The organism is Burkholderia sp. Bp8994 (assembly GCF_003853805.1).
GTDB lineage: Bacteria > Pseudomonadota > Gammaproteobacteria > Burkholderiales > Burkholderiaceae > Burkholderia.
Genome location: NZ_QTQH01000013.1, coordinates 48,483 through 71,029, shown reverse-complemented (window position 1 = coordinate 71,029; position 22,547 = coordinate 48,483). Strand labels below are relative to the sequence as shown.

Annotated in this window: 18 protein-coding genes and 2 riboswitches; of the genes, 6 read left to right on the top strand and 12 right to left on the bottom strand. The window is 70.1% G+C overall.

Annotated elements, in window-relative coordinates:
* Positions 1–3: 3 nt before the first annotated feature.
* Together cobW and DIE04_RS16030 are read right to left on the bottom strand one after the other, a co-directional pair.
* On the bottom strand, positions 4–1,092 hold the full coding sequence (gene cobW, locus DIE04_RS16035; RefSeq protein ID WP_124521788.1) for a cobalamin biosynthesis protein CobW: 1,089 nt from the start codon (positions 1,090–1,092) through the stop codon (positions 4–6).
* Between the two features lie 25 nt (positions 1,093–1,117).
* On the bottom strand, positions 1,118–2,176 hold the full coding sequence (locus tag DIE04_RS16030; RefSeq protein WP_124521789.1) for a HoxN/HupN/NixA family nickel/cobalt transporter: 1,059 nt from the start codon (positions 2,174–2,176) through the stop codon (positions 1,118–1,120).
* 184 nt (positions 2,177–2,360) lie between these two features.
* Positions 2,361–2,624, bottom strand: a riboswitch (cobalamin riboswitch).
* 131 nt (positions 2,625–2,755) lie between these two features.
* Positions 2,756–2,992: riboswitch (cobalamin riboswitch) on the top strand.
* A gap of 109 nt (positions 2,993–3,101) precedes the next feature.
* Here DIE04_RS16030 and cobA point away from each other — a divergent pair.
* Genes cobA through DIE04_RS16010 form a run of 4 tightly spaced genes read left to right on the top strand, consistent with a single transcriptional unit; the run spans position 3,102 to position 6,230 of the window.
* Positions 3,102–3,911 carry a uroporphyrinogen-III C-methyltransferase gene (gene cobA, locus DIE04_RS16025; protein ID WP_185500366.1) on the top strand — a complete coding sequence of 270 codons (810 nt, stop codon included), beginning with the start codon at positions 3,102–3,104 and terminating at the stop codon, positions 3,909–3,911.
* On the top strand, positions 3,908–4,285 hold the full coding sequence (locus DIE04_RS16020) for a cobalamin biosynthesis protein (RefSeq protein WP_124485507.1): 378 nt from the start codon (positions 3,908–3,910) through the stop codon (positions 4,283–4,285). Before cobA ends, DIE04_RS16020 begins: the two co-directional genes overlap by 4 nt.
* A 34-nt stretch (positions 4,286–4,319) precedes the next feature.
* Positions 4,320–4,922: a cob(I)yrinic acid a,c-diamide adenosyltransferase gene (gene cobO / locus DIE04_RS16015; protein ID WP_044843565.1), complete on the top strand. Its 603-nt coding sequence runs from the start codon at positions 4,320–4,322 to the stop codon at positions 4,920–4,922.
* A 3-nt stretch (positions 4,923–4,925) separates the two neighbouring features.
* A complete protein-coding gene (locus DIE04_RS16010) occupies positions 4,926–6,230 on the top strand; it encodes a cobyrinate a,c-diamide synthase (protein WP_124521790.1) in 1,305 nt (434 codons plus the stop codon).
* Positions 6,231–6,265: 35 nt separating this feature from the next.
* Here DIE04_RS16010 and bamE read toward each other — a convergent pair whose 3' ends face one another.
* Positions 6,266–6,805, bottom strand: a complete 540-nt coding sequence (gene bamE, locus DIE04_RS16005) for an outer membrane protein assembly factor BamE (RefSeq protein ID WP_124521791.1) — start codon at positions 6,803–6,805, stop codon at positions 6,266–6,268.
* Between the two features lie 251 nt (positions 6,806–7,056).
* Positions 7,057–8,220 carry a M20 aminoacylase family protein gene (locus tag DIE04_RS16000; RefSeq protein ID WP_124485510.1) on the bottom strand — a complete coding sequence of 388 codons (1,164 nt, stop codon included), beginning with the start codon at positions 8,218–8,220 and terminating at the stop codon, positions 7,057–7,059.
* A gap of 354 nt (positions 8,221–8,574) precedes the next feature.
* Here DIE04_RS16000 and DIE04_RS15995 point away from each other — a divergent pair, with 354 nt between their 5' ends.
* Both DIE04_RS15995 and DIE04_RS15990 read left to right on the top strand, forming a co-directional pair.
* Positions 8,575–9,645, top strand: a complete 1,071-nt coding sequence (locus tag DIE04_RS15995) for a type IV toxin-antitoxin system AbiEi family antitoxin (protein ID WP_124485718.1) — start codon at positions 8,575–8,577, stop codon at positions 9,643–9,645.
* Complete coding sequence (locus DIE04_RS15990) at positions 9,614–10,519, top strand: nucleotidyl transferase AbiEii/AbiGii toxin family protein (protein WP_124521792.1); 906 nt, start codon at positions 9,614–9,616, stop codon at positions 10,517–10,519. The genes DIE04_RS15995 and DIE04_RS15990 overlap by 32 nt, the downstream gene beginning before the upstream one ends.
* 42 nt (positions 10,520–10,561) lie before the next feature.
* Here DIE04_RS15990 and DIE04_RS15985 read toward each other — a convergent pair whose 3' ends face one another.
* From DIE04_RS15985 to DIE04_RS15950, 8 genes are all read right to left on the bottom strand, one after another.
* Positions 10,562–10,984 carry a PIN domain-containing protein gene (locus DIE04_RS15985; protein ID WP_124521794.1) on the bottom strand — a complete coding sequence of 141 codons (423 nt, stop codon included), beginning with the start codon at positions 10,982–10,984 and terminating at the stop codon, positions 10,562–10,564.
* A complete protein-coding gene (gene vapB / locus DIE04_RS15980) occupies positions 10,981–11,247 on the bottom strand; it encodes a type II toxin-antitoxin system VapB family antitoxin (protein ID WP_124521795.1) in 267 nt (88 codons plus the stop codon). The genes DIE04_RS15985 and vapB overlap by 4 nt, the downstream gene beginning before the upstream one ends.
* Before the next feature lie 275 nt (positions 11,248–11,522).
* On the bottom strand, positions 11,523–12,539 hold the full coding sequence (locus DIE04_RS15975) for a GNAT family N-acetyltransferase (RefSeq protein WP_124485515.1): 1,017 nt from the start codon (positions 12,537–12,539) through the stop codon (positions 11,523–11,525).
* Entirely contained in the window at positions 12,539–13,378 is an 840-nt protein-coding gene (locus DIE04_RS15970) for a formyltransferase family protein (protein WP_124485516.1), read from the bottom strand. The genes DIE04_RS15975 and DIE04_RS15970 overlap by 1 nt, the downstream gene beginning before the upstream one ends.
* Before the next feature lie 86 nt (positions 13,379–13,464).
* Positions 13,465–15,729: a TonB-dependent siderophore receptor gene (locus tag DIE04_RS15965; RefSeq protein WP_124485517.1), complete on the bottom strand. Its 2,265-nt coding sequence runs from the start codon at positions 15,727–15,729 to the stop codon at positions 13,465–13,467.
* Positions 15,730–15,775: 46 nt separating this feature from the next.
* On the bottom strand, positions 15,776–17,152 hold the full coding sequence (locus tag DIE04_RS15960) for a lysine N(6)-hydroxylase/L-ornithine N(5)-oxygenase family protein (RefSeq protein ID WP_124521798.1): 1,377 nt from the start codon (positions 17,150–17,152) through the stop codon (positions 15,776–15,778).
* A gap of 34 nt (positions 17,153–17,186) precedes the next feature.
* A complete protein-coding gene (locus tag DIE04_RS15955; RefSeq protein WP_124551293.1) occupies positions 17,187–17,558 on the bottom strand; it encodes a hypothetical protein in 372 nt (123 codons plus the stop codon).
* Positions 17,548–22,545, bottom strand: coding sequence for a non-ribosomal peptide synthetase (locus tag DIE04_RS15950; protein WP_124522182.1), 4,998 nt, complete (start codon positions 22,543–22,545; stop codon positions 17,548–17,550). The genes DIE04_RS15955 and DIE04_RS15950 overlap by 11 nt, the downstream gene beginning before the upstream one ends.
* Between the last annotated feature and the right edge of the window lie 2 nt (positions 22,546–22,547).

Genomic DNA, 22,547 nt, shown 5'->3' with positions numbered 1-22,547 from the left:
GCGTTACGCCTGTTGCGGCTCGGCCGCGCACGCGACGTCGAACGCGCGCTGCAGCGCGGCCGCGTCGAGATCCTCGCCGATCAGCACGAAGCGGCTCGCACGCGGTTCGCCGTCCTGCCAGCGACGGTCGAAATAGCTGTCGAAGCGGCGGCCGACGCCCTGGATCACGAGCCGCATCGGCGCATCGGGCAGCGCCGCGAAGCCTTTCGCTCGGTAGATCGTGTGCGTCTCGACGACACGCTGCAGCGCGGCGATCGTCGCCTCGCGCGAGCCCGCGTCGCCCGACACCACCACCGAATCGAATTCGTCGTGGTGATGGTCGTGATCGCCGTCGTCGGCCGAGCCGTGATGGTCGTGCCGCAGGTGGATCGTTTCCTCCGATGCCGATTCGAGGCCGAGCAGCATCGCGAGGTCGAGCTCGCCGCGCGTCGCGCGCACGACCTTCACCTGCGGCGGGATCTCCTCGCGAATCGCGGCTTCGACCGCGGCGAACTGCGCGTCGGCGACGAGGTCGGCCTTGTTCACGATCACGAGATCGGCGGACGACAGCTGGTCGGCGAACAGTTCATGCAGCGGCGATTCGTGGTCGAGGTTCGGATCGGCGCGGCGCTGCGCGTCGACGGCCTGCGGGTTATCGGCGAACTGGCCGCTCGCGGCGGCCGGCCCGTCGACGACGGTCACGACCGCGTCGACCGTGAAGCTGTTGCGGATCGTGGGCCAGTTGAAGGCCTGCACGAGCGGCTTCGGCAGCGCGAGGCCCGACGTCTCGATCAGCACGTGATCGATGTCGGCGCGGCGCTCGACGAGCGCTTCCATCACCGGATAGAACTCCTCCTGAACGGTGCAGCACAGGCAGCCGTTCGCGAGTTCGTACAGCTGGCCCGACGCTTCGGTGCGGGCGCCCTCGGCATCCTCGCAGCCGATCCCGCAGCCCTTGAGGATTTCGCCGTCGATGCCGAGCTCGCCGAATTCGTTGACGATCACCGCGATGCGGCGGCCTTCTGCATGCTGCAGGATGTGGCGCATCAGCGTGGTCTTGCCGCTGCCGAGAAAGCCCGTGACGATCGTGACGGGAAGCTTGCGTAGGGTCATGGTGGGTCCTGTGTCTAAGAGGGAGTCAGGCCGAGAGCGTCACGTCGATCTCGTCGTAGCGTTTGAGGCGGTAGATCGCGGCCGATACGATCCAGCACGCGACGAACAGGCCGATCACGACGTAGCCGAGCATGCCGAAATGCGATGCGACCATCGTCGCGAAATCCCATACCGGGCCCTGCAGCGAGAGTTTGTCCGCGAGCAGCGCGAGCACCTCGATGCCGCCGATCAGCGCGGCAACCAGCACCGACACGAACGTGATCGTCATGTTGTAGTAGATCTTGCGGATCGGCCGCACGTACGCCCAGCGGTACGCGCCCATCATCAGGATGCCGTCGGTCGTGTCGACGAGCGTCATGCCCGCGGTGAACAGCACCGGCAGCACCATCACCGACCAGAACGACAGGCCGCCCTGCACCTGCGTGGCCGAAATGCCGAACAGCGCGATCTCGGTCGCGGTATCGAAGCCGAAGCCGAACAGGAAGCCGACCGGATACAGGTGCCAGCTGCGCGACACGAGGCGGAACAACGGCCGGAACAGGCGGGCCAGCACGCCGCGCTGGTTCATCAGCATGTCGAGGTCGGCGTCGACGATCGGCTCGCCGCGGCGTGCCGCGCGAAACGTCCGGTACACGGAGATCAGGATCAGCAGGTTCGCGGCCGCGAGCACCAGCAGGAAGAACGCCGACACGCTCGTGCTGATCACGCCGCCCCAGGTCTTCATGCTCTCGAAGCGCGCGAGCGACGCCGCGGTCAGCGCGACCGCGACCGACATCACGATCACCACCGTCGAATGGCCGAGCGAGAAGAACAGGCCCGCGCCGAGCGGGCTGCGGCCCTCCTGCATCAGCTTGCGCGTGACGTTGTCGATCGCGGCGATATGATCGGCGTCGACCGCGTGGCGCAGCCCGAACACGTAGGCGAGCAGCGCGGTACCCAGCAGCACGGGCTGGTCGCGAAACGCGATGAAGGCCCAGATCCACGCGCCGACGTTGAATGCGACGAGCAATGAATAGATCGCGGCGATTTTGCCGCGCAGCCCGGACGGGCTGTCGTTGAACAGGCGGAAGAACGAGTCGAGCATGATGCTCCTTTGCGAACGGTCGACATGATGTATGCCAACACGGCCGTCGTCGGCCTGCCCGCGGAGCTGGCCGTTCTTCGCCCCGGCCCGCACGCGTGCAGCGGCTGACGGATCGGCGAAGGAAGGGCAACGCCCGGGCGTCCGGCGAACTGCGGCCGTGGACGATGCGCCGCCTCCCCGCGGCGCTGAACCCCAACGTCTCGGCCGGTATCCGGGCTGACGAACACGCCGCTTCGCCTTCCCGGATGCGCGGCATCCAGTGGCGGTCGTCCGCATGCGGCAGGCATGCGGCGAAGCGGCGCTGCATCGCGCTGGGCGCGACGCGTTCGCTTACCGTTGCGGGGGCAGCACAGGTTGGTCCGACTGCGGCGCAGGCAGGCTCCCTGTTTCCCGTTTAACTGCGCGCGCCGGAGGAGCGCGCGCGAGCACCGAAACGCGTGCGAGTGTAGGCGGCGGTGCGGGGAGCGTCAAGGTAAAGGCGGAACGGCCTGCCGCGGCGCGTCCGGCGTGGTGGCGGCATCGCACCGGGGGCGCTTGCGGCGCTCGCGCGGCGGGTTCGCGCGGGCCGACCGCTGTGCTATCGTATGCGCCGCGTTCGGTGCTCGCATGCGCATTCCGCGCACGCAGTTAAACGGGAAACAGGAGGCGGAAGTCCGCCCGGCCTGTGCTGTCCCCGCAACGGTACGCCGCCCGCGCGCCGCGGTTCCCCCCGCACGCGCCCAGGCCGCCCGCGATGCCACTGCCCTTCAGCGGGCGGGAAGGCTGCGGCCTGGCAAGCGGCCAGCCCGGATACCGGCCGACGCAAGGGGCGAGCCCGCTGCTCGCCGAACGCCCGATCCGCGGGGGACGGATGGGGTGCGCTTTCCGCCCGCGTTCGCGCGGGCTTCGCCCGATCCGTCATGCCTTGCCTGTCCGCCGGCCGCCGATGCGCCGCTCGCTGTCCCCTTTCCACTGCCACGACACGGTGTGCGCCGTGCCGCGCCCGATGAGCCGCGCCTGGCTCGTCGGCGCCGGCCCCGGCGACGCGGATCTGCTGACGCTGAAGGCCGTGCGCGCGATCGCCGCGGCCGACGTGCTGCTCGTCGACGATCTCGTGAACCCCGATGTATTGCGCCATGCGCGCGCCGACGCGCGCATCGAGCACGTCGGCAAGCGCGGCGGCCACGCGTCGACGCCGCAGGAAACGATCGTCGCCGCGATGCTCGCGCACCTGCGCGCGGGCCGCAGCGTCGCGCGGCTCAAGGGCGGCGATCCGTTCGTGTTCGGCCGCGGCGGCGAGGAGCTGCTCGCGCTCGGCGCGGCGGGTTTCCCGGTCGAGGTCGTGAACGGCATCACGGCAGGTATCGCGGCGCCGGCCGCACTCGGCATTCCGGTCACGCATCGCGGCGACGCGCAGGGCGTGATCTTCGTCACGGGCCACGGCGCGGGCGCCGACGAGCCCGACTGGCGCGCGCTGGCCGCGACGCGGATGACGATCGTGATCTACATGGGCATACGCCGGCTCGACACGATCGTGGCCGCGCTGCGTGACGGCGGCGTGCCCGGCGACATGCCGTGCGCGGCGATCGAGAACGCGACGCGCGACGGGCAGCGGCACGCGCTCGCGACGCTCGACACGGTCGTCGAACGCGTGGGCGCCGCCGGTATCGGCTCGCCCGCGATCGTCGTGATCGGCCGCGTCGCGGCGCTCGCCGGCGATCCGGCGGTGCGCGCGGCGCTCGGCGGCAGCGCATGATGCGCGTCGCGCTCGGCGTCGGTTTCCGCGCGGGCGTGACGGCCGCGCAACTCGATGCCGCGATCCGCGCGGCGCTGGCGCGCTACCCGGACGCCGAGCCGGCCGTCGTCGCGACGCTCGCCGACAAGGCGCGTGCCCGGCCGCTGCGCACGCTGTGCGCACGCCGCGGCTGGCCGCTCGTCGCGTTCGACGCGGCGCAGCTCGCGCGGTGCCCCGAACCGGCCTTGAGCGGCCCGTCGGCTGCGGCGCTCGCGCGTTTCGGCGTCGCGGGCGTGGCCGAGCCGTGCGCGCGGCTCGCGGCGCCCGATGGCCGGCTGCTCGGCCCCAAATCCATCCGGGACGGCGTGACGGTCGCGCTCGCCGGCCCGCTCTGAACCTTTTGTTTCGCTTTCGACAGGACGATTCCCGATGAAGACCGATGCCGAATCCCATCAGCGGATGACCGAACGCCGCCGCGCCGGCCATGAAAAGAAGCAGGCTGCCGCTACCCAGGAAAAGGGCCTGCTGATCGTCAATACCGGCAACGGCAAGGGCAAGAGCACGGCCGCGTTCGGCATGGCCGTGCGCGTGCTCGGCCATGGCATGCGGCTCGGCGTCGTGCAGTTCATCAAGGGCGCGCTGCACACGTCCGAGCGCGACTTCCTCGGCGCGGTCGCGCAATGCGACTTCGTGACGATGGGCGACGGCTATACGTGGAACACGCAGAACCGCGACGCCGACATCGCGACCGCGCGCAAGGGCTGGGACGAGGCGCGCCGGATGATCGAAAGCGGCGAGTACCGGATGGTGATCCTCGACGAGCTGAACACCGTGCTGAAGTACGAATACCTGCCGCTCGACGAAGTGCTCGCGACGCTCGTCGCGCGCCCGGAATCGGTGCACGTCGTCGTCACCGGGCGGCATGCGCCCGATGCGCTGATCGATGCGGCCGACCTCGTCACCGAAATGCGTCTCGTCAAGCATCCGTACAAGGAGCAAGGCGTGAAGGCGCAACCCGGCGTGGAGTTCTGAGTGATGCTGGCCTGCCCCGCGCTGTTCGTCAGCGCGCCCGCGTCCGGCCAGGGCAAGACGTCGGTGACGGCCGGCCTCGCGCGGCTGCACCGGCGGCTCGGCCGGCGCGTGCGCGTGTTCAAGACCGGGCCGGATTTTCTCGATCCGATGCTGCTCGAACGCGCGAGCGGCGCGCCCGTGCACGCGCTCGACCTCGGCATGGTCGGCGAAGCCGGCTGCCGCGCGCTGCTCGCCGATGCGGCGCGCGACGCGGACCTGATCCTGATCGAAGGCGTGATGGGGTTGTTCGACGGCACGCCGAGCAGCGCCGATCTCGCGGTCGCGTTCGGCGTGCCGGTCGTCGCGGTGATTGCCGCGAAGTCGATGGCGCAGACGTTCGCGGCGATCGCGTTCGGGCTCGCGCGGTTCCGGCCGGAGGTGCCGTTTCACGGCGTGCTGGGCAATCGTGTCGGGTCGCCGCGACATGCGGAACTGCTGCGGCAGGCGCTGCCGGACGACCTGCGCTGGCTCGGGCACGTGCCGGCCGATGCGGGCATCGCGCTGCCGGAACGGCATCTCGGCCTGCACCAGCCGGCCGACATCGACGATCTCGACGCGCGGCTCGAGCGTGCGGCCGACGTGCTCGCGCGGACGGCGCTCGCCGAATTGCCGCCGGCCGTCGCGTTCGCGGAACCGGACGTTCACGCCGCGCTGCCGCGCGTGCTCGCCGGCAAGCGGATCGCGATCGCGCGCGATGCCGCGTTCTCGTTCATCTATCCGGCCAATCTCGCGCTGCTCGACGCGCTGGGTGCGCAGCTGCGGTTCTTTTCGCCGCTTGCGGACGAACCCGTGCCCGACGATTGCGACGCGCTGTTCTTGCCGGGCGGCTATCCGGAACTGCATGCGGCGACGCTCGCGGCGAATGCCGTGACCGCGCGGACGATTCGCGCGCATGCGGCGGCCGGCCTGCCGATCGTCGCGGAATGCGGGGGGATGGTGTATCTGTGCGAATCGCTGACCGACGTGGACGGCGCGACGACGCCGATGCTCGGACTGTTGTCAGGCCATGCGACGATGCAGCGCCGGTTCGCGGCGCTCGGGATGCAGCAGCTGGACACGCGCACCGGGCCGATGCGCGGTCATACGTTTCATTATTCGCGGCTCGATACGCCGCTGGCGCCGGTGGCGACGGCTGCGCGGCCCGACGGCGCGCCCGGAAGCGGCGAAGCCGTATATCGCGCGGGCCCGATCGTCGCGACCTACATGCACATGTACTGGCCATCGAATCCGGAGATGGCGGCCGCGCTGTTCGGCGGCACGGTATTCTGACGAAAAATACCCCGGGACACCGCGCGGCCGCGCGGTCAGGGTTTTTCGCGGCCCGGCGCTTCCGAGCGCGAAGTCCGGATCACGGTGCCGTCGGGGGAGAAATGCGCGTTGAACATCGCGTCGCCCGATACGCCGCCCTCGGCCCAGTGCCAGCTCCACACTTCCTCATGGCTCAACGCGTATTGCGCGACCTCGGTCGGCTTGCCGAGCAGTTGCCGTACGTCGTCCTTCGACATCCCCGGCACGACCTTCGCGATGTTCGCCGCCGTCAGCGCCTGCGTGATCGACACGAGCCGGCCGTCGGGCCCGAAATCGAGCATGTACGTGCGCGTGCCGTACGGGCCGCGCGGATATTCGAAGCGCTGCGAGCCGTCGTCGCCCTGCCGGACCATCTCGGGCTTGCCCGCCTGGCGCAGCACGTCCTCGGTCGTCGAGACGCCCGGCTGCAGATTGCCGAACGCCATCGGATCGGGCTTGATCGCATTCACCGCGTCAGCCACCTTCTGGTCGTCGCATCCGGCCGCCAGAACGCCGACCGCGCAAGCCGTCAGCACGGTCAGAAACTGTTTTCGCATGTCGTCCACACCTGTATTCATCGAGCCGATCCGGCGTCGCGCGCAGCGTAGCACGCGGCCCGTGCCGTCGATGTCAAGGAGCGTCAAATTCAGCGCGTGAGCGCTTTCCAATGGAACAGGAGCCTGGGCGAGGGTTGGCGGTAGCTCTTGTGTAGCGCCTTTGGCGCGTTTCCAATGCGTCCCGCGCGGCCGGTGTCATGGCCGCGCGGGCGCTCACCGGGCGGCGGTGCCCACGTCGATGCGCCGCGGCGTCACACCAGGAAAGTCTCCGCCAGCTTGACCCAGTACGACGCGCCGATCGGCAGCGCCGCGTCGTTGAAGTCGTAGCCGGGGTTGTGCACCATGCAGCCGCCCTCCCCGTCGCCGTTGCCGATGATCAGGTAGCAGCCCGGCCGCTTCTCGAGCAGGAACGCGAAATCCTCGCTGCCGGTGAGCGGCACCATCCCGTCGATCAGGTTCGCTTCGCCGACCCACCCGCGCGCGACGCCCCGTGCGAACGCGGTCATCTCCGCATCGTTGACGAGCACCGGATAGCGACGCTGGTAGTCGATCGTCGCGGTCGCGCCGAACACGGCCGCCTGCGCATGAACGACTTCCTTGATGCGTGTCTCGAGCAGGTCGCGCACCTCGGGCTTCAGCGCGCGAACGGACAGGCGCATCTGCGCACGGTCGGGAATCACGTTCGGCGCCTCGCCCGCGTGGATCGCACCGACCGTGACGATCGCCATGTCGAGCGGCGATACGTTGCGCGAGACGATCGTCTGCAGCGCGATGACGATCTGCGCGCACACGACGACCGGGTCGATCGCCTTGTGCGGCACCGCGCCGTGGCCGCCGCGCCCCTGCACGTCGATGGTCACGGTATCGGACGACGCCATGAACGGCCCCGGCAGGAAGCCGAACTTGCCCGTCGGGAAGCCCGGCATGTTGTGCATCGCGAAGATCGCGTCGCACGGGAACTGCTCGAACAGCCCGTCGTCGAGCATTTTCTTCGCGCCGCCGAGCCCTTCCTCGGCCGGCTGGAAAATCAGGTTCAGCGTGCCGGAAAAGCGGCGCTCGCGCGCCAGGTGCTTCGCGGCCGCGAGCAGCATCGCCGTGTGGCCGTCGTGACCGCACGCGTGCATCTTGCCGGGGATCGTGCTCTGGTACGGCAGGCCGGTCGACTCGTGGATCGGCAGCGCATCCATGTCGGCACGCAGGCCGAGGCGCTGCGTGCCATTGCCCACCTTCAGCTGCGCGACGACGCCCGTGCCGCCGAGCCCGCGCTGCACCGTGTAGCCCCACGCCTGCAACTGCCCGGCGACGAGATCGCTCGTCGCGAATTCCTCGAAGCCCAGTTCGGGGTGGGCATGAATGCGGTGCCGGATCTCGATCATTTCGTCGGCGAGGCCTGCGGGGATCACGCTGTGCGTCACGGTGTCGTCTCCTGGGTTCCGTGGGGAATGTGCAGGCAAGGATAGTCGGTTGAGCGGCAACCGGACAGACAGAAAGTCGTCGCGGCGACAACCTGGAGTTGCCAGTCTGCTCGCCGGCACACGACGAATCGCACGGCGGGAGGAAGCTGGCCATTCGGGTGACTGCCGGCCACGATCGGGATGCGCGACACTGCGAGTTCGTCTTGATTTCTCAGGTGGGAGTGCACGTTGAGTTCCGTTCGTCATTCCGGAATAATCTCGCCTTATCAAAGAGTTGAGCGTTCGTGTTCATTTTTTGACGGTTGTACATTTTTTGTGTACGCTGGCAGAAAAGTGAACAAGCGATCCATCCCGATGCCCGAGAACGCCACCCTGCCGATAGCGGAACAGCACGTGCTCGACGAAGCCTGCGCCGCGTTCGAACGCGCGACCCGGCACTTCCATGCGCGGCCCGTGCGCGTGCCGGCCGCCTATGAAGCGCATGCCGACGCGATGATCCGTTTCGCCATTGCCGGGCAGGCCTTCGAGATGCCGGCGGCGGTGAGCATCGGGGTCGAATCGGTGCAGGACGCACGCGCGGCGCTGCGCCGGCGCGGCGGCGCCCCGCTGCCCGGCGAGCGGCCGCTGATGCTGGTTGCGCCGTACGTATCGGTCGAGCTGGCTGCCCGCCTGACCGATCAAGGCATCCCGTTTCTCGATACGGCCGGCAATGCGTGCCTGATCCAGCCGGAAGCGACCGTGATGATCGCCGGCCGGCCGAAACCCGCCCGCACGCCGCGCCGGCAGGCATCGCGCGCGACGACGCCCAAGGGGCTGGCCGTGATGTTCGCGCTCGCGACGCAGCCGGGCCTCGTCGCGCAACCGTACCGGGCGATCGCTGCCGCGTCGGGCGTCGCGCTCGGCACGGTCAATCTCGCGATGGACGACCTGCTCGCGCGCGGCCTTGTCGCGCAGCGGCGCAACGGCGAACGGCTGATACCCGACTGGCCGCGCTTCATGCAGGAATGGGTCGCGCTGTATCCGAGCCGCCTGCGCGCGAAACTGCCGGCCCGGCGGTTTGCCGCGCTCGCGCCCGACTGGTGGCGCGGCTTCGATTTCGCGGCATTCGACGCGCGGCTGGGCGGCGAACCCGCGGCCGACTTGCTGACGCACGACCTGAAGCCGGCCGCGATCACCGTCTATACGCATGGCGCCGTGTCGAACCGCCTGCTGCTCCAGGCACGCCTGCGCCCGGACGAGCGTGGCGACGTCGAGCTGCTCGAAGCCTTCTGGCCGCCGTCGCCGGCGCTCGACTGGCGCGAGCAGGACGTGCCGCTCGTGCCGCCGCTGCTGATCTACGCGGATCTCGTCTCGTCCGGGGACAGCCGCAATCTCGCCGCCGCCGAACACATCCATGACCGATACCTCGCCCGCCCGCCCGCTTGAAGTCGACGCGCGCCGGCCGCTCGAGCCGGCGGCGGTCGCGCTGCTGCAGGCGGTCCGTGCGGCCTGCGCGCAGCTCGACGCGGCATTCGTCGTCGCCGGTGCGACCGCGCGCGACATCCTGATGTGGCATGTCCACGGCATCCGCCCGGTGCGTGCGACGCGGGACGTCGACGTCGCGGTGTGCGCGGTGAGCTGGCCGTTTCACGAACGGCTCGTCGATGCGCTCGTCGCGACCGGGCAATTCGCGCGTGCGCCGAAGCATCAGCAGAAACTGCTGTTCGACAGCGGGACGCAAGGCTTTCGCACGGAACTCGATCTCGTGCCGTTCGGGCCGCTCGAAACGCCGCCCGGCGAAATCGCTTGGCCGCCTGGCGGCGATTTCGTGTTGAACGTGCTGGGCTTTCAGGAGGCGATCGATACGGCGCTGGTCGTGTCGATCGCGGCCGACGTCGCGGTGCCGGTGGCGAGCCTGCCCGCCCTTGCGCTGTTGAAGTTGCTCGCGTGGAAGGACCGGCGCGCGCGCCAGAACAGCGACGCGTACGACCTGTTGTTCCTGCTCACGCATTTCCACGACGCAGGCAATCGCGAGCGCATCTGGGAGGTGGCGCCCGACCTGCTCGAGCAGCACGGTTTCCAGCCTGAGGTGGCGGCGGCTGCGCTGCTGGCGCGCGATGCGCAGCGGATTGCTTCGCCGCAGACGTACGATGCGATCCGCGCGCTGTTGTCCGACGAAGCAATCTACGCGACGCTCGGGCAGGATCTGCAGGCCCGCGCGTTCGCGCTGCTGCCGGGGGAATTCAGCGCGGACGCCGACCGGTATCTCGACGCGTTCCGCAGCGCCTTCCTCGCGGATCCGCCTGTTCCTCGCGCGTGACGTGCGACCGCGCGGGCGCCACGCCATCGCGCATTCACGACCTCAGGCCGAGGCCGCCCAGTCTTCGAGCGACAACCCCGCGACGCGGCCGAACTCGCGACGATTGTTCGTGACGAGCACGGCACCGGCCGCGATCGCGTGACCGGCGATCGACGCATCGTTTGCGCCGATCGGCGTGCCGCGCGCGGCGAGGTCGGCGCGAATCGCCGCCGTTGCATCGACCGCCGCGGTATCCCGCGACAGCACGCCGTCCAGCCGAGCGACAAAGGCCGTCACGAGTTCCGCATGCTTCGGCGATGCCTTTCTGCCGACCGCGCCGAACCGCATTTCCGCATAGGTAATCGCCGACACGACGATCCGGTGCTGCGCATTGACGCACGACTGCAGCCGGGACAACACCACGGACGGTCGCTCGCGCATGATCAACGAACAGATGTTCGTATCGAGCATGTAGAGCGTGGTCACCGGCCCGACTCCGTCGGTGCGGCGTCATCGGCGCCGGACAAGTCGAAACGGCCGGATTCGACGACAGCCTGGCGCTCGACGAGGAAGTCGGCATCGGCCAGCGGTTCACTCGCGAGCGACAGCCACGTCGGCCGCACCGGCCGCAGCAGCAACGTGTCGCCCTCGCGGCGGATCTCGAGTTCCGTCACCCCCTCGAATTCCATGTCCTTCGGGATGCGGATTGCCTGGTTACGGGCGTTCTTGAAAATGGAAACGGTGCGCATGAGCCACTCCAATGGAGTACGATGCACCCACTCTAGGCATATGCCGGCATATGTCAATATCGGGCGGCGCTGATGCGGGATCGCGCCTGATGCTGTCGTGGGTGTGCTTGCCATGTCGTCACGACCTGTCTGCGATGAGGGAGCGACCATTCTTCCTCATGCCGCCCACCCGATCCATATCCCGAACGGCCGATGCGCGCCCCCTGCAAGCCGCGCGAAACGTCCACGCTTGCGAATCGACGTATCGACGCCTCGCGTCCCCGTCCCCGTCCCCGTCACGGCAACCGGAAAGTGTCGAAGAATGTTTCGCGCTCCATCACGGTAAGCGCCGCGCGCTTGTGCGGGAAATCGAACTCCTTCAACGTATGGAACCCGAGCCGGTGCATGTACGCGATATGCCGCACGTGATCGACGCGCGGCTCGCCGACGAGCCGCTGCGTGCGCGGTTCGTCGACGAACATGTAGTGCAGCACCCCGCTCCACCATGCATGCAGCTTGCCCGCGCTCTGGAAGCGTGAGTCGCCAATCAGCAGGTGCAGCCCGCGATCGTAGTCGTGCGCGTCGTAGAACGGCGCGAGGCGGTCCTCCTTCGCCCAGTAGAACTCGAAATAGCCGAACGGCGTGTCGTCGAAATAGCCGATCATCGGATGCATGTGCGGATCGGCGAGCCGCTCCGCGAGATACGCGGCGTGCTCGTCGAGCGTGCCGCGCTGATCCCAGAAATGCGCGACGCGATCGAGGTTCATCCAGTCGCTGAACAGCTGCGCATGTGCAGCGATGTCGACGGTGCGCAGGCTGAACGTCATCCCGACCTGCGGCATGTAGCGCGCATAGATCTCGCCGGCCGGCGACGGCGGCCGCACCGGGTGCCGATGGCCGTTCGTGATCGTGTAGCGCAGCGGCATCCCGCCCGACGCGGGGGCCTTCAGCCACGGCCGCGGGTTCTGCCAGAACGTCGCGCGCGATGCGGTGACGCGCAGCCGGTCGCCCGCGATCCGCGCGCCGTCGATCACGCCTTCGCGAACCGCGCGCGCGACGTACGACGCGATGGCCGCCGGATCGGCGCCGCCGAGCGGCACCGACACCGTCGCCGCGTCGTGCCGCGTGTCCGTGTTGAACAGCGCGACGAATTCCGCGAGCAGTGCCGCCGGCGGATCGCCGGGCCGCCACGCGTCGAGCGTGCGCTCGACGGCGGGCGGCTCCTGCCCGTGCGCGGCGCCGTCGCGTGCCGCGGCCACGTGGCCTTCGACCGCGTCTACCGCGTTGGCCGGTTTCGTCAGCGTGTCTTCCATCACAGTGCTCCCGCGTCGTGGCGGTCGGCGAGGATGTGCAGCCCCCGCTCGAGCGCCGGAAACAGGCTGCGCTGGAAGTTGTTCCAGCGCAGTTCGAGAATCGTGTCGTCCGGCGCGATCGGCGTGTCGAGCACGTCGCAGATCACCTCGCCGGAATCGATGCCGTTGTCGACGTAGTGGAACGAGGCGCCCGTCATCGTCACCGGTTCGACGCGCGAGGTCGCGCCGCTCGCCCAGTCGACCCGTTCGCCGCGCGCGCCGTGCAGCGCGTCGAGCGTCGCCCACGCACCGCGCCGCTGGTACGGCGAAGCGTCGGCCGTAATGCCGGGGTGGATGTTCGCGATGCGGCGGTGAAAGCGCGCGCCGGGACGCACGAGCTCGTCGAGGATCACGAGCAGCCCGTCGAGCACGACCACGTCGGCGTCGAGTTCGAGCAGGCGTTCGAGCAGGCGGCGCTCGAACGCTTGCTTGCCCGTCACGCGCTCGCGTGCGTCGCGCGGCAGCCGGCGGTACGTCGATGCAATCGTGCAGAACAGTTCGTCGACCGGCCGGCCCTGCACCGTCAGCCCGTCGGGCAGGATCCACGGGCGGCCCGGCGTGCGCGCGAAGCCGTAGTCGGCGACCTTCGCGCGGTCGGCCGGCGAGCCTGCGTCGTCGTCGACGATCACGCCCTTGAGCGCATAGCGTTCGCCGAGCGGCGAGTCGTTCAGGCGCTCGACGAGGAATTCGAGCGGCGCCTTCATGTAGCGCGTGCCGCCCCGGTAGGCGACCGGCTGGCCGGCGCGATCGGCCGCGCCGTTGCGCAGCGACTGGATGTAGACGAGATTTTTCTTCGGCATGGAGGCGTCGTGGAAAAAACGGACGACGGCGCCGCGGCCCGCCCGCGCCGGCCCGAAGGCCGGCCGGCGCGCCGCGGCGCGCGGCGTCACCAGTTGTATTTCGCGGTGGCGAGCACCGTGCGGTCGGTCCCGAAAATGCAGACGCTCGTCGACTGGCAACCGCTGATGTAGTGGCGGTTGAACAGGTTCGTCCCGTTCACGGCGAAGCGCCAGTTGCGCGTGTCGTAGTGCACGCCCGCGTCGAACAGCGTGTAGCTCGCGACCGTCAGCGAGTTGTCGGCCGCACCGGCCGACGCGCTCTGGTAACGCACGCCGCCGCCCAGGCCGAAGCCCGTGAGCGGCCCCGTGTGCCACGTCCAGTCGGCCCACAGCGACGCCATCTGGCGCGGTCGCGGAATGTCGACCGGCCAGTTGTTCAGCGATGCGTCGTTCGCCTTCACGTTCTTCACGTCCTGGTAGACGTAGGACGCGATCAGCGACAGGTTGCGCGTGAGCTTGCCGGTCGCGTTCAGCTCGATCCCGCGCGAGCGCACTTCGCCCGTCTGGACCGACGTCGTGCCGGACGGATCGAGATTGAGCGGCGTCGACGTGAGCACGTTGGTCTGGTTGATCTGGTAGATCGCCGCGCTCAGCATCAGGTTCTTGCCGGGCGGCTGCCAGCGCAGGCCGGCCTCGATCTGCTTGCCGCGGGTCGGCTGCGGCAGGCCGCCGCCGTACAGGTTCACGCCGATCAGCGGGTTGAACGACGTCGCGTAGCTGACGTACGGCGACAGCCCGTAGTCGCCCTGGTAGGTGAGGCCCACGCGGCCGGTGAACGCACTGATGTCGGCCTTCGACTGCGTGCCGCCCTCGCGGTCGTCCATCCGCTGGTTGACCCAGTCCTCGCGGCCGCCGAGCGTCAGCGTCCAGCGGTTCCACTTGACCTGGTCCTGCACGTACAGCCCGAACGTGTTCATCGTCGTGTACGTGTTGGTGCGGTACGTGGTATTCGGCGGCGAGAACACGGACAGCGTGACGGGCGTGTAGACCGGGTTGTAGATGTTCAGCGTCGGCGCGGCGGCCAGCCATTCGCTGTCGGTCGCGGTCTGCCGGTTGTACTGGAAGCCGAGCAGCAGCGTGTGCTCCAGCGGCCCCGTGCCGAAGCGGCCCTGCAGGTTGTTGTCGATGTCGAAGCGGCTGTAGTTCGTCTGGAACACGCCGGCCCAGCGGTTGATGTCGGTCAGGCTGCCGTCCGCGAAGCCCGCGCCGAACACCGAGCCGTTGTCGAGCGACAGGTGCATCCAGCGCACGTTCTGGCGGAACGTCCACATCGAATTCAGATTCCGCTCGAACTGGTAGCCGAGCGACCACTGCTTCTTGCGGTAGTAGTTGAAATCCGGGTCGCCGCCGTAGACGTCCTTGCTGAGCTGCCCGTTCGGGTTCGGCAACACCGTGCCTTGCGCCGGCAGGAAGTTCGACGAGATGTCGCCCCAGTCCTGCAGGTAGGTGGCGGACAGCGTCAGCGACGTATCCGCGTCCGGGCGCCAGCGGAACGACGGCGCGAGCGCGACGCGCTGGTCGTTGTTCGGGCCGGTCAGCGCGTTGCCGTCGCGCGCGACGCCGACGAACCGGTACGCATACTTGCCGTCCGCATCGAGCTTGTCGCCGACGTCGATCATGAACTGCTTGCGCGCATAGTTGCCGAACTGCACGCCGGCTTCGCGCACGCGCTCGCCGTCGGCCGTCTTGGTCTGCACGTCGATGATCGCGCCCGGGTCGCCGGCGCCGTACAGCACCGACGTCGGCCCGCGCAGCACGGTGATGCTGTCGATCATGTACGGATCGACGCGCCAGCTCGACAGGTTCAGCGTGTTCGGCACCTGCAGGCCGTTCACGTACGCGGTCGGCGTGAAGCCGCGCAGCGCCGCGTACCAGTCGGAACGGTTGTCCGAGCCGTACGACGAGAAACCCGGCACGTAGCGCAGCGCCGCGTTCACGTCGGTCGCGCCGGTCATCTCGATCTGCTGCGCGGTGACGATGTTGATCGTCTGCGGGATTTCGTTGATCGACGTATCGGTCTTGGTGCCGGTCCGGCTGCGCTTCGCGACGAGCCCGACCGTGCCGTCGCCTTGCGAGCCCGCGTTGACGTTGATCGCCGGCAGCGTGCCGGACGTCGAGCCATTCTGCGCGCCGGTCGACGTGCTTGCCGCCGCACTGGCCGCCGCACCGTTCTGCGCACCGCCGGCCGACACCGCGGCACCTGCGTTCACGGCCGGCGCCGTCTGGGCGTATGCATGCCCTGCCGCCATCCCGAACGCCACGCTCGCCGCGGCTGCGATCGCACGCACACGCGTGCCTGTTGCCCACTCCATCTTTCTCTGCTCCACTTTCTTGATGCGGTCTCCGACCGCGCCTTTGTCAAAGAGCGAAAGCCATGCGGCCCGCGCTCGCCCCGTTTTGGTGTCGTTGTTCATGCAGCGCCCGGACCGCCCCGTCGTCATGGCCGGGCGCGATCCCTTCCTCGAGCGACGCGCAGATCTCGTCCGCGCGGCGCGCGAGGACCGACAGCAGCGTGTCGGACAGGCCGTGGCTGTCTTCGCAGCAGCCTTGCAGGTAGATGCGCGGCGCGAAGTGCTCGGGCGTCGCGAGCAGGTAGTCGCGCGTGACGTCGCCGCGCGTGAGCGCATCGCCAAGGTGCGGCGCGAGTCCTTCGAGCAGCGCCGAATGCGTGTCGCGCCGGTAGCCGGTCGCCAGCACCAGCGCGTCGAAGCGTTCGACGTGCGTCGCGCCGCTCATCCGGTCGCGCAGCGTCAGCTCGATGCGGCCGTCGGCGGTGCGCACCGCGGCCTCGATCGCGCTGTTCGCGCGCAGCGCGTGACGCGGCGTGCCGTCGATGCGCTGCAGGTACAGCATTTCGTAGATCTGCTCGATCAGCGGCCGGTCGACCACCGCGTAGTTGGTGTCGCGATAGCGCTCGAGCAGCGCGCGGCGCGCATCGTGCGGCTGCGCGTAGACGACGTCGGTGAACGCCGGGCTGAAGATCTCGTTGACGAACGGGCTGTCGTCGGCCGGTTTCAGTGCGCCCGCGCGCATCACGAGGCTCGCGTCGACGTGCGGGAAGCGGCGCGCGAGGTCGATGAACACCTCGGCCGCGCTCTGCCCCGCGCCGATCACCGCGACGCGGCGGCGCTCGCCGTCCGGCGACGCGACCAGCCGGTCGATGTCGGTCAGGTAGGACGACGAATGGATCACGCGGTCGCGGCCGAGCGCGGCGAACGCGTCCGGCACCGCCGGCGTGCCGCCGACGCCGACCGACAGCGCACGCGTCACGCGCTGGCGTTCGTGGCCGGCCGAATCGCGCGACAGCACGCGCAGCGCATCGACGCGCGCGCCGTCGCCGCGCACGGGCTCGATCGCCGTGACGGTTTCGCTGTAGTGGACGTGTTCGTCGAACGCGCCGGCGACCCAGCTCAGGTAGTCGTGGAATTCGACGCGGGTCGGATAGAAGTTCTTCAGGTTGACGAATTCGTTCAGCCGGCCGCGTTCGAACAGATAGTTGATGAACGTGTAGCGGCTCTTCGGATCGCGCATCGTGACGAGATCCTTCAGAAACGAGATCTGCATCCGGCAGTCGTCGAGCAGCATGCCGCGGTGCCAGCCGAATTCCGGCTGGCGTTCGACGAAGCAATGCGCGAACGGACGCGTGCCGTGGCGTTCCGCGAGGCGCACGGCCAGCGCCAGGTTCGACGGCCCGAAGCCGACGCCGATCAGGTCGAATACGGTTTCTCTCTGCATGTCTCTCAGCTCCCTTGTCGGTGAAACCGGCCCGTCAGACGTGACGGCCGGAGAAGAAGGTCTCGCGCAGCGTGCGCATCCACAGCGGCTGTCCGTCGGCGAGCGCCAGGCGGCGCTGCCGCGCGAAGCCATGCCGCGCGAGGGTATCGACGACCCGCGCGCGGCCGGCCGGGACCGCGCAGCCGACCGCTTCGGTGCGCGGGTCGTCGAGAGCGCGGTGGTTGTAGGCGACGAGGCGCAGCGCGCCGTCGTCGCCGAGTTGCGCACGCAGCAACTGCGCGCCGATGCCGTCGCCCTGTGCGACGCGGATCTCCGTGCCGTCGCGCACCGCGAACAGGCCGCCCGCGAACGCGAGGCGGTACGTATCGAGCAGCGTGAATCCGTCCGGGCGCACTTCAGCCAGCATCGCGCACCTCCAGTCGCGTGTGCGCCGCTTCGTCGAGATGCGTGCCGAGCGCCGCGAGCGTCGGCGACGTGAACACGTCGGCGACCGTCAGCGCGTGCCCGGCGCGGCTCGCCGCATCGACGAAACGCACGACGTCGAACGACGTCGCGCCGGCCTCGAACAGATCGGCATCGGGCGCGGGCGCGGCCGTCGCGAACGTGTCCGACCACAGCGCGGCGAGCTCGGCAGCCGTGTTCGGCGCGCGCGATGACGCCGCCGCATGGGTCGCGTTGCCGACCGGTGCGACCGCTGCCGGCGCGGCGAACAGCGCATCGGGCACGCCGAGTGGCGCTTGCGCCGCACCGGCGAAACGCGCGACTTCGTCGTGGTAAAGATCGACGAGCGCGTCGACGAAGCGGCCGTCGAGCAGTTCGTCCGCATAGGAGAACGCGGCGCTCACGCGGCCGTCCGGATGCTCGACGACGTCCAGCTCCAGCGTGAACACGACGCGATGACGCACGTCGTCGAAGCCGGCGAGCGACAGGCCGGCCCAGTCGCGTGCGGCCGCGCCGGTCGGGCGCAGGTAGTTGAACATCACCTGGAACAGCGGATTGGCCCGCGCGGCACGCGGCGCGCGCAGCGCCGCGACGACGTCGGCGAACGGCACGTCCGCATGCGCATAGGCGGCAAGCGCCGTATCGCGCACCTGGGCGAGCACCTCGAAACGGCTAGCCGCCGCGTCGATCCGCGTGCGCACGACCACGGCATTGATGAAGAGACCGAGCGCATCGCGCGCGGCATCGCCCGTCAGCTCGCGCGTCGATGCCAGCACGCCGACCGGCTGGTCGGCCGCGCCGGTCACGCGGAACAGCGCTGTATTCAGCGCCGCATGCAGCAGCATCGGCAACGTCGCGTGCGACGCCGACGCGGCATCGCGCGCGGCACGGATCAGCGACGCGTCGAACTCGAACGCGATGCGCGCCGCACGCCATTGCGGCACGGCCGGCGCGTCGGCGCGCTGCGGAAGCATGGGCGGCGGCAGGTCGGCCAGCGCGTCGCGCCAGTACGCGACACGGGCCGGCTGGCACGACGCGGGCAGCACGAGCGGCGTGTTTTCTGGCGTCGTTGTCGTCGTCGAAGAGGCCCGGGCCGCTTCGCCGCGCACGAGCGCGACATAGCGCGCGCGCACCGCGTCGAGCCACAGCTCGATCGATTCGCCGTCCGACACGATGTGATGGATCGTCACCGACAGCACGTGATCGTCCGCGCCGAGCCGCAGCACGCGGGCGCGCCACAGCGGCGCGTCGGCCGCGAGATCGAACGGCGCGAGCGCATCGGCGCCGGTCAGCGCCGCCGCGCGCGCGAGCGCGTCGGGCTGCGCGGACAAGTCGACGACCGGCAGCGCGACGCTCGCCGCGGCGTCGATCCGCTGGCCCGGCAGCATGCCGTCGCGCGCGACGAGCCGCGTGCGCAGCGCCGGGTGCGCGGCCGCGACCGTTGAAAACGCCGCGCGCAGCGCATCGACGTCGAGCGGGCCGCGCACGCGCAGCGCGACCGGAATGTTGTATGCGGCGCTGTCCGGCTGCGCGCGCCACAGGAACCACAGGCCGAGTTGCGCGGGCGACAGCGGCCACACGCCGTGCGCATCGGGCTTCGCCATCGCGACGCCCGGCACGGCGGCGCCGGCGTGCGCGGCGCGCGGCGCGTCGGTCACCTGGTGCGCGTATTGCGCGAGCACCGGCGCTTCGAACAGCGCGCGCACCGGCACGTCGCGGCCGAGCCGCTCGGCGACGCGGGTCGCGACGCGCACCGCCGCCAGCGAATGGCCGCCGAGTTCGAAGAAGTGATCGCCGCGGCCGACGCGCTCGGCGTTCAGCACGTCGCGCCAGATCGCCGCGAGCACGGTTTCATCGCCGTCGTGCGGCGCCTCGTAGGCACGTTCGACGCGCACCGGCGCCGGCAGCCGCGCCCGATCGACCTTGCTGTTCGCGTTGCGCGGCAACGCGTCGAGCACGATCAGCTGCGCGGGCACCATGTAGTCGGGCAGCGTGCGGCGCAGATGCGCGTCGAGCGTCGCGGCCTCCACCGGTTGCGCGGCCGCCTGCGCGTCGGCGGTCAGTTCGACGTACGCGACGAGCTGCGCCTGCGCGCCCTGCCCGTGCACGACCGCGCACGCTTCGCGCACCGCATCGTGCGCGGCCAGCTGCGCCTCGATCTCGCCGAGTTCGATGCGCAGCCCGCGCAGCTTCACCTGGTGATCGACGCGGCCGATGAAGTCGAATACGCCGTCCGCGCGCCGCCGCACGAGGTCGCCCGTGCGATACAAGCGTGCGCCCGGCGAGCCGTACGGGTCGGGCACGAAGCGCTCGGCCGTCAGCGCGGGACGGTCGAGATAGCCGCGCGCGACGCCGATCCCCTCGCCGCCGAGGTACAGCTCGCCGATCACGCCGACCGGCAGCGGATGCAGCCGCGCGTCGAGCACGTGCGCGGTGCGCGCGCCGACCAGCGTGCCGATCGGCAGGTACGCGGCGTCGCCGAGCGTCGCGAGATCGTCGCCGGGACGGAACATCCACAGCGTCGGCGTGATCACGGTCTCGGTCGGCCCGTAGCCATTGACCACGCGCACGTTCGGCATCGCGCGGCGCAACATCGCGAAGGCTTCGCGCGACGTCGCCTCGCCGCCGACGGTCAGCGAGCGAAGCGTCGGCGGCGCGCCGTGCGCGAGCGCCCATTCGGCGAGTTGCGCGGCGCAGCCGGGCGGCACGTAGGTCATCGTCACGCCGTCGCGAATCATCATCGCGCAGGTCTGCGCGGGCGGCCACAGCACGTCGGCCGTCACCGACACGGCGGCACCCGACAGGTACTGCGAAAACCAGCCTTCGTGCGCGCCGTCGAAGTTGACCGACTGGAACAGCAGGAACACGTCGTGCTCGCCCGCGCCGTAGCGCTCGGCGATCGCCGCGCAATGCCGCGCGAACGCCGCGTGATCGACGATCACGCCCTTCGGCTTGCCGGTCGAGCCGGACGTGTAGATCGCGTACGCCGCATGGCCGGGCAGCACGTCCGGCAGCGCGACGTCCGCGGCTTCGTCGAGCGCGTCGACTTCGTCCGCGCGCCAGACGCGCAGCGCCGGCAGTTCGGGCAGCGAGGCGGCGCTCGCGGCGTCGGTCAGCACGTGCGCGATGCCCGCGTCGCCGACGATCTGCGCGAGCCGTTCGCGCGGATGCGCCGGATCGAGCGGCACGAACGCGGCGCCCGACTTCAGTACCGCCATCAGCGCGACCAGCAGGTCGACCGAACGCTGCAGCGCGACGCCGACGCGCATTTCCGGCCGCACCCCGGCGGCGACGAGGTTGCGCGCGATGCGGGCCGCGCGCGCGTCGACCTCGCCGCGCGTCAGTGCGCGATCGATGTCGGCGACACCGCGTGCGTCGGGCCGTGCGTGCGCGTGTGCGGCGATGCGTGCGTGCACCGGCACGAACGGTTCGGCATCGGCCGCGCCTGCCGGCGCATTCCACGCGAAGAGTTGCGCTTGCTCGTCGGCCGGCAGCCAGTCGAGATCGCCGATCGGCATGTCGGGGCGCGCGAGCGCATCGCCGAGCAGCGTGACGAAGCGCGCGGCCAGCCGCGCGATCGCGTCGCCGTCGAACAGGTCGAGCGCGTAGATGAATGCGGCGTCGAACGTGCCGTCGGGCGTCGCCTCGACGGCAAGCGTCAGGTCGAATTTCGCGGAAGGCGTGCCGGACGGCAGCAAGGATGCCGACGCCGCGCCCAGCGCCGGCGGCGCGCGGCGCTCGCCGTACGCGGCCATCACCTGGAACAGCGGATGGTGGCTGGCGCTGCGCGGCACGCCGAGCGCGTCGACGACCTGCTCGAACGGCACGTCCTGGTGCATCTGCGCATCGACGAGCGCGCGCTGCGTGCGTGCGACCAGCGACGCGAAATCGCCGTGCGCGGGCACGTCGACATCGATCGCGAGCGTGTTGACGAAAAAGCCGATCAGGCCGGCCGTTTCCGCGCGCTCGCGGTTCGCGGCCGGCACGCCGACGCAGATCCGCGCATCGCCGGTCGCGCGCGCGAGCAGCGCGTCGAGCGCCGCGAGCAGCGCCGCGAACGGCGTCGCGCCCGACGCGGCCGCGAACGCGCGCAGCCGCGCGCCGGTGTGTGCGTCGAGGGAAAACACGTGACGCGCACCGCGTGCGCTGCGGCGCGCGGGCCGTGCGGCCGCGCCGGGCAGCGTCAGCACGCCGCGTTGCGGGTCGAGGCGCTCGCGCCAGAACGCCAGCTGGCGATCGCGCTCGCCGGCATCGAGCCAGCGGCGTTGCCACAGCGCATAGTCCGCATACTGGATCGGCAGCGGCGCGAGCGGCACCGGCGCGCCCGACGCATACGCGCGATAGAACGCCGCGAGTTCGAACAGCATCACGTTCGACGACCAGCCGTCCGACACGATGTGGTGAACGGTCAGCGCGAGCCAGTGATGCGTCGCGTCGAGACGGATCAGGTGTGCGCGCATGAGCGGCGCCGCGCCGAGATCGAACGCGGCGGCTTCGTCGGCCGTCGCGATGCTTTCGGCGCGTGCCATGCGCTGCGCGTCGGGCAGCGCTTCGAGACCGGTCTCGCGCCACGGGCAGCGCAGCGGCGGATGGATCGTCTGCGCGACGCCGTCCTCCGCTTCGTCGAAGGTGGTGCGCAGCGCTTCATGGCGCGCGATCAGCGCATCGCACGCGAGCCGCAGCGCGTGCGCGTCGAGCGGACCCGTCAGCGCGAGCCGCTCGGTGATGTGATACGCGTCCGGCGCGTCGATCAGCCGCGCGTGCAGCCACAGCCGCGTCTGCGCGAACGATGCCGGCACACGGTCGCCGCGCGGCGTACGCGGCGGGATCGGCAGCATGCGAAAGTCGATGCCGGCCGCGCCGAGCTTGTCGATAAACACCGCGCGCTGCGCGTCGGGCAATTGCGCGAAACGCGTCGCGAGTGCGAGCCAGTCGGGTTGCATCCTCGTCATCC

Bases quoted from the DNA above. Each gene is read 5' to 3' on its own strand.
- cobW (WP_124521788.1), bottom strand. From the start codon at position 1,092: ATGACCCTACGCAAGCTTCCCGTCACGATCGTCACGGGCTTTCTCGGC.
- DIE04_RS16030 (WP_124521789.1), bottom strand. From the start codon at position 2,176: ATGCTCGACTCGTTCTTCCGCCTGTTCAACGACAGCCCGTCCGGGCTG.
- cobA (WP_185500366.1), top strand. From the start codon at position 3,102: ATGCGCCGCTCGCTGTCCCCTTTCCACTGCCACGACACGGTGTGCGCC.
- DIE04_RS16020 (WP_124485507.1), top strand. From the start codon at position 3,908: ATGATGCGCGTCGCGCTCGGCGTCGGTTTCCGCGCGGGCGTGACGGCC.
- cobO (WP_044843565.1), top strand. From the start codon at position 4,320: ATGAAGACCGATGCCGAATCCCATCAGCGGATGACCGAACGCCGCCGC.
- DIE04_RS16010 (WP_124521790.1), top strand. From the start codon at position 4,926: ATGCTGGCCTGCCCCGCGCTGTTCGTCAGCGCGCCCGCGTCCGGCCAG.
- bamE (WP_124521791.1), bottom strand. From the start codon at position 6,805: ATGCGAAAACAGTTTCTGACCGTGCTGACGGCTTGCGCGGTCGGCGTT.
- DIE04_RS15995 (WP_124485718.1), top strand. From the start codon at position 8,575: ATGCCCGAGAACGCCACCCTGCCGATAGCGGAACAGCACGTGCTCGAC.
- DIE04_RS15990 (WP_124521792.1), top strand. From the start codon at position 9,614: ATGACCGATACCTCGCCCGCCCGCCCGCTTGAAGTCGACGCGCGCCGG.
- vapB (WP_124521795.1), bottom strand. From the start codon at position 11,247: ATGCGCACCGTTTCCATTTTCAAGAACGCCCGTAACCAGGCAATCCGC.
- DIE04_RS15975 (WP_124485515.1), bottom strand. From the start codon at position 12,539: ATGGAAGACACGCTGACGAAACCGGCCAACGCGGTAGACGCGGTCGAA.
- DIE04_RS15970 (WP_124485516.1), bottom strand. From the start codon at position 13,378: ATGCCGAAGAAAAATCTCGTCTACATCCAGTCGCTGCGCAACGGCGCG.
- DIE04_RS15965 (WP_124485517.1), bottom strand. From the start codon at position 15,729: ATGGAGTGGGCAACAGGCACGCGTGTGCGTGCGATCGCAGCCGCGGCG.
- DIE04_RS15960 (WP_124521798.1), bottom strand. From the start codon at position 17,152: ATGCAGAGAGAAACCGTATTCGACCTGATCGGCGTCGGCTTCGGGCCG.
- DIE04_RS15955 (WP_124551293.1), bottom strand. From the start codon at position 17,558: ATGCTGGCTGAAGTGCGCCCGGACGGATTCACGCTGCTCGATACGTAC.
- DIE04_RS15950 (WP_124522182.1), bottom strand. From the start codon at position 22,545: ATGACGAGGATGCAACCCGACTGGCTCGCACTCGCGACGCGTTTCGCG.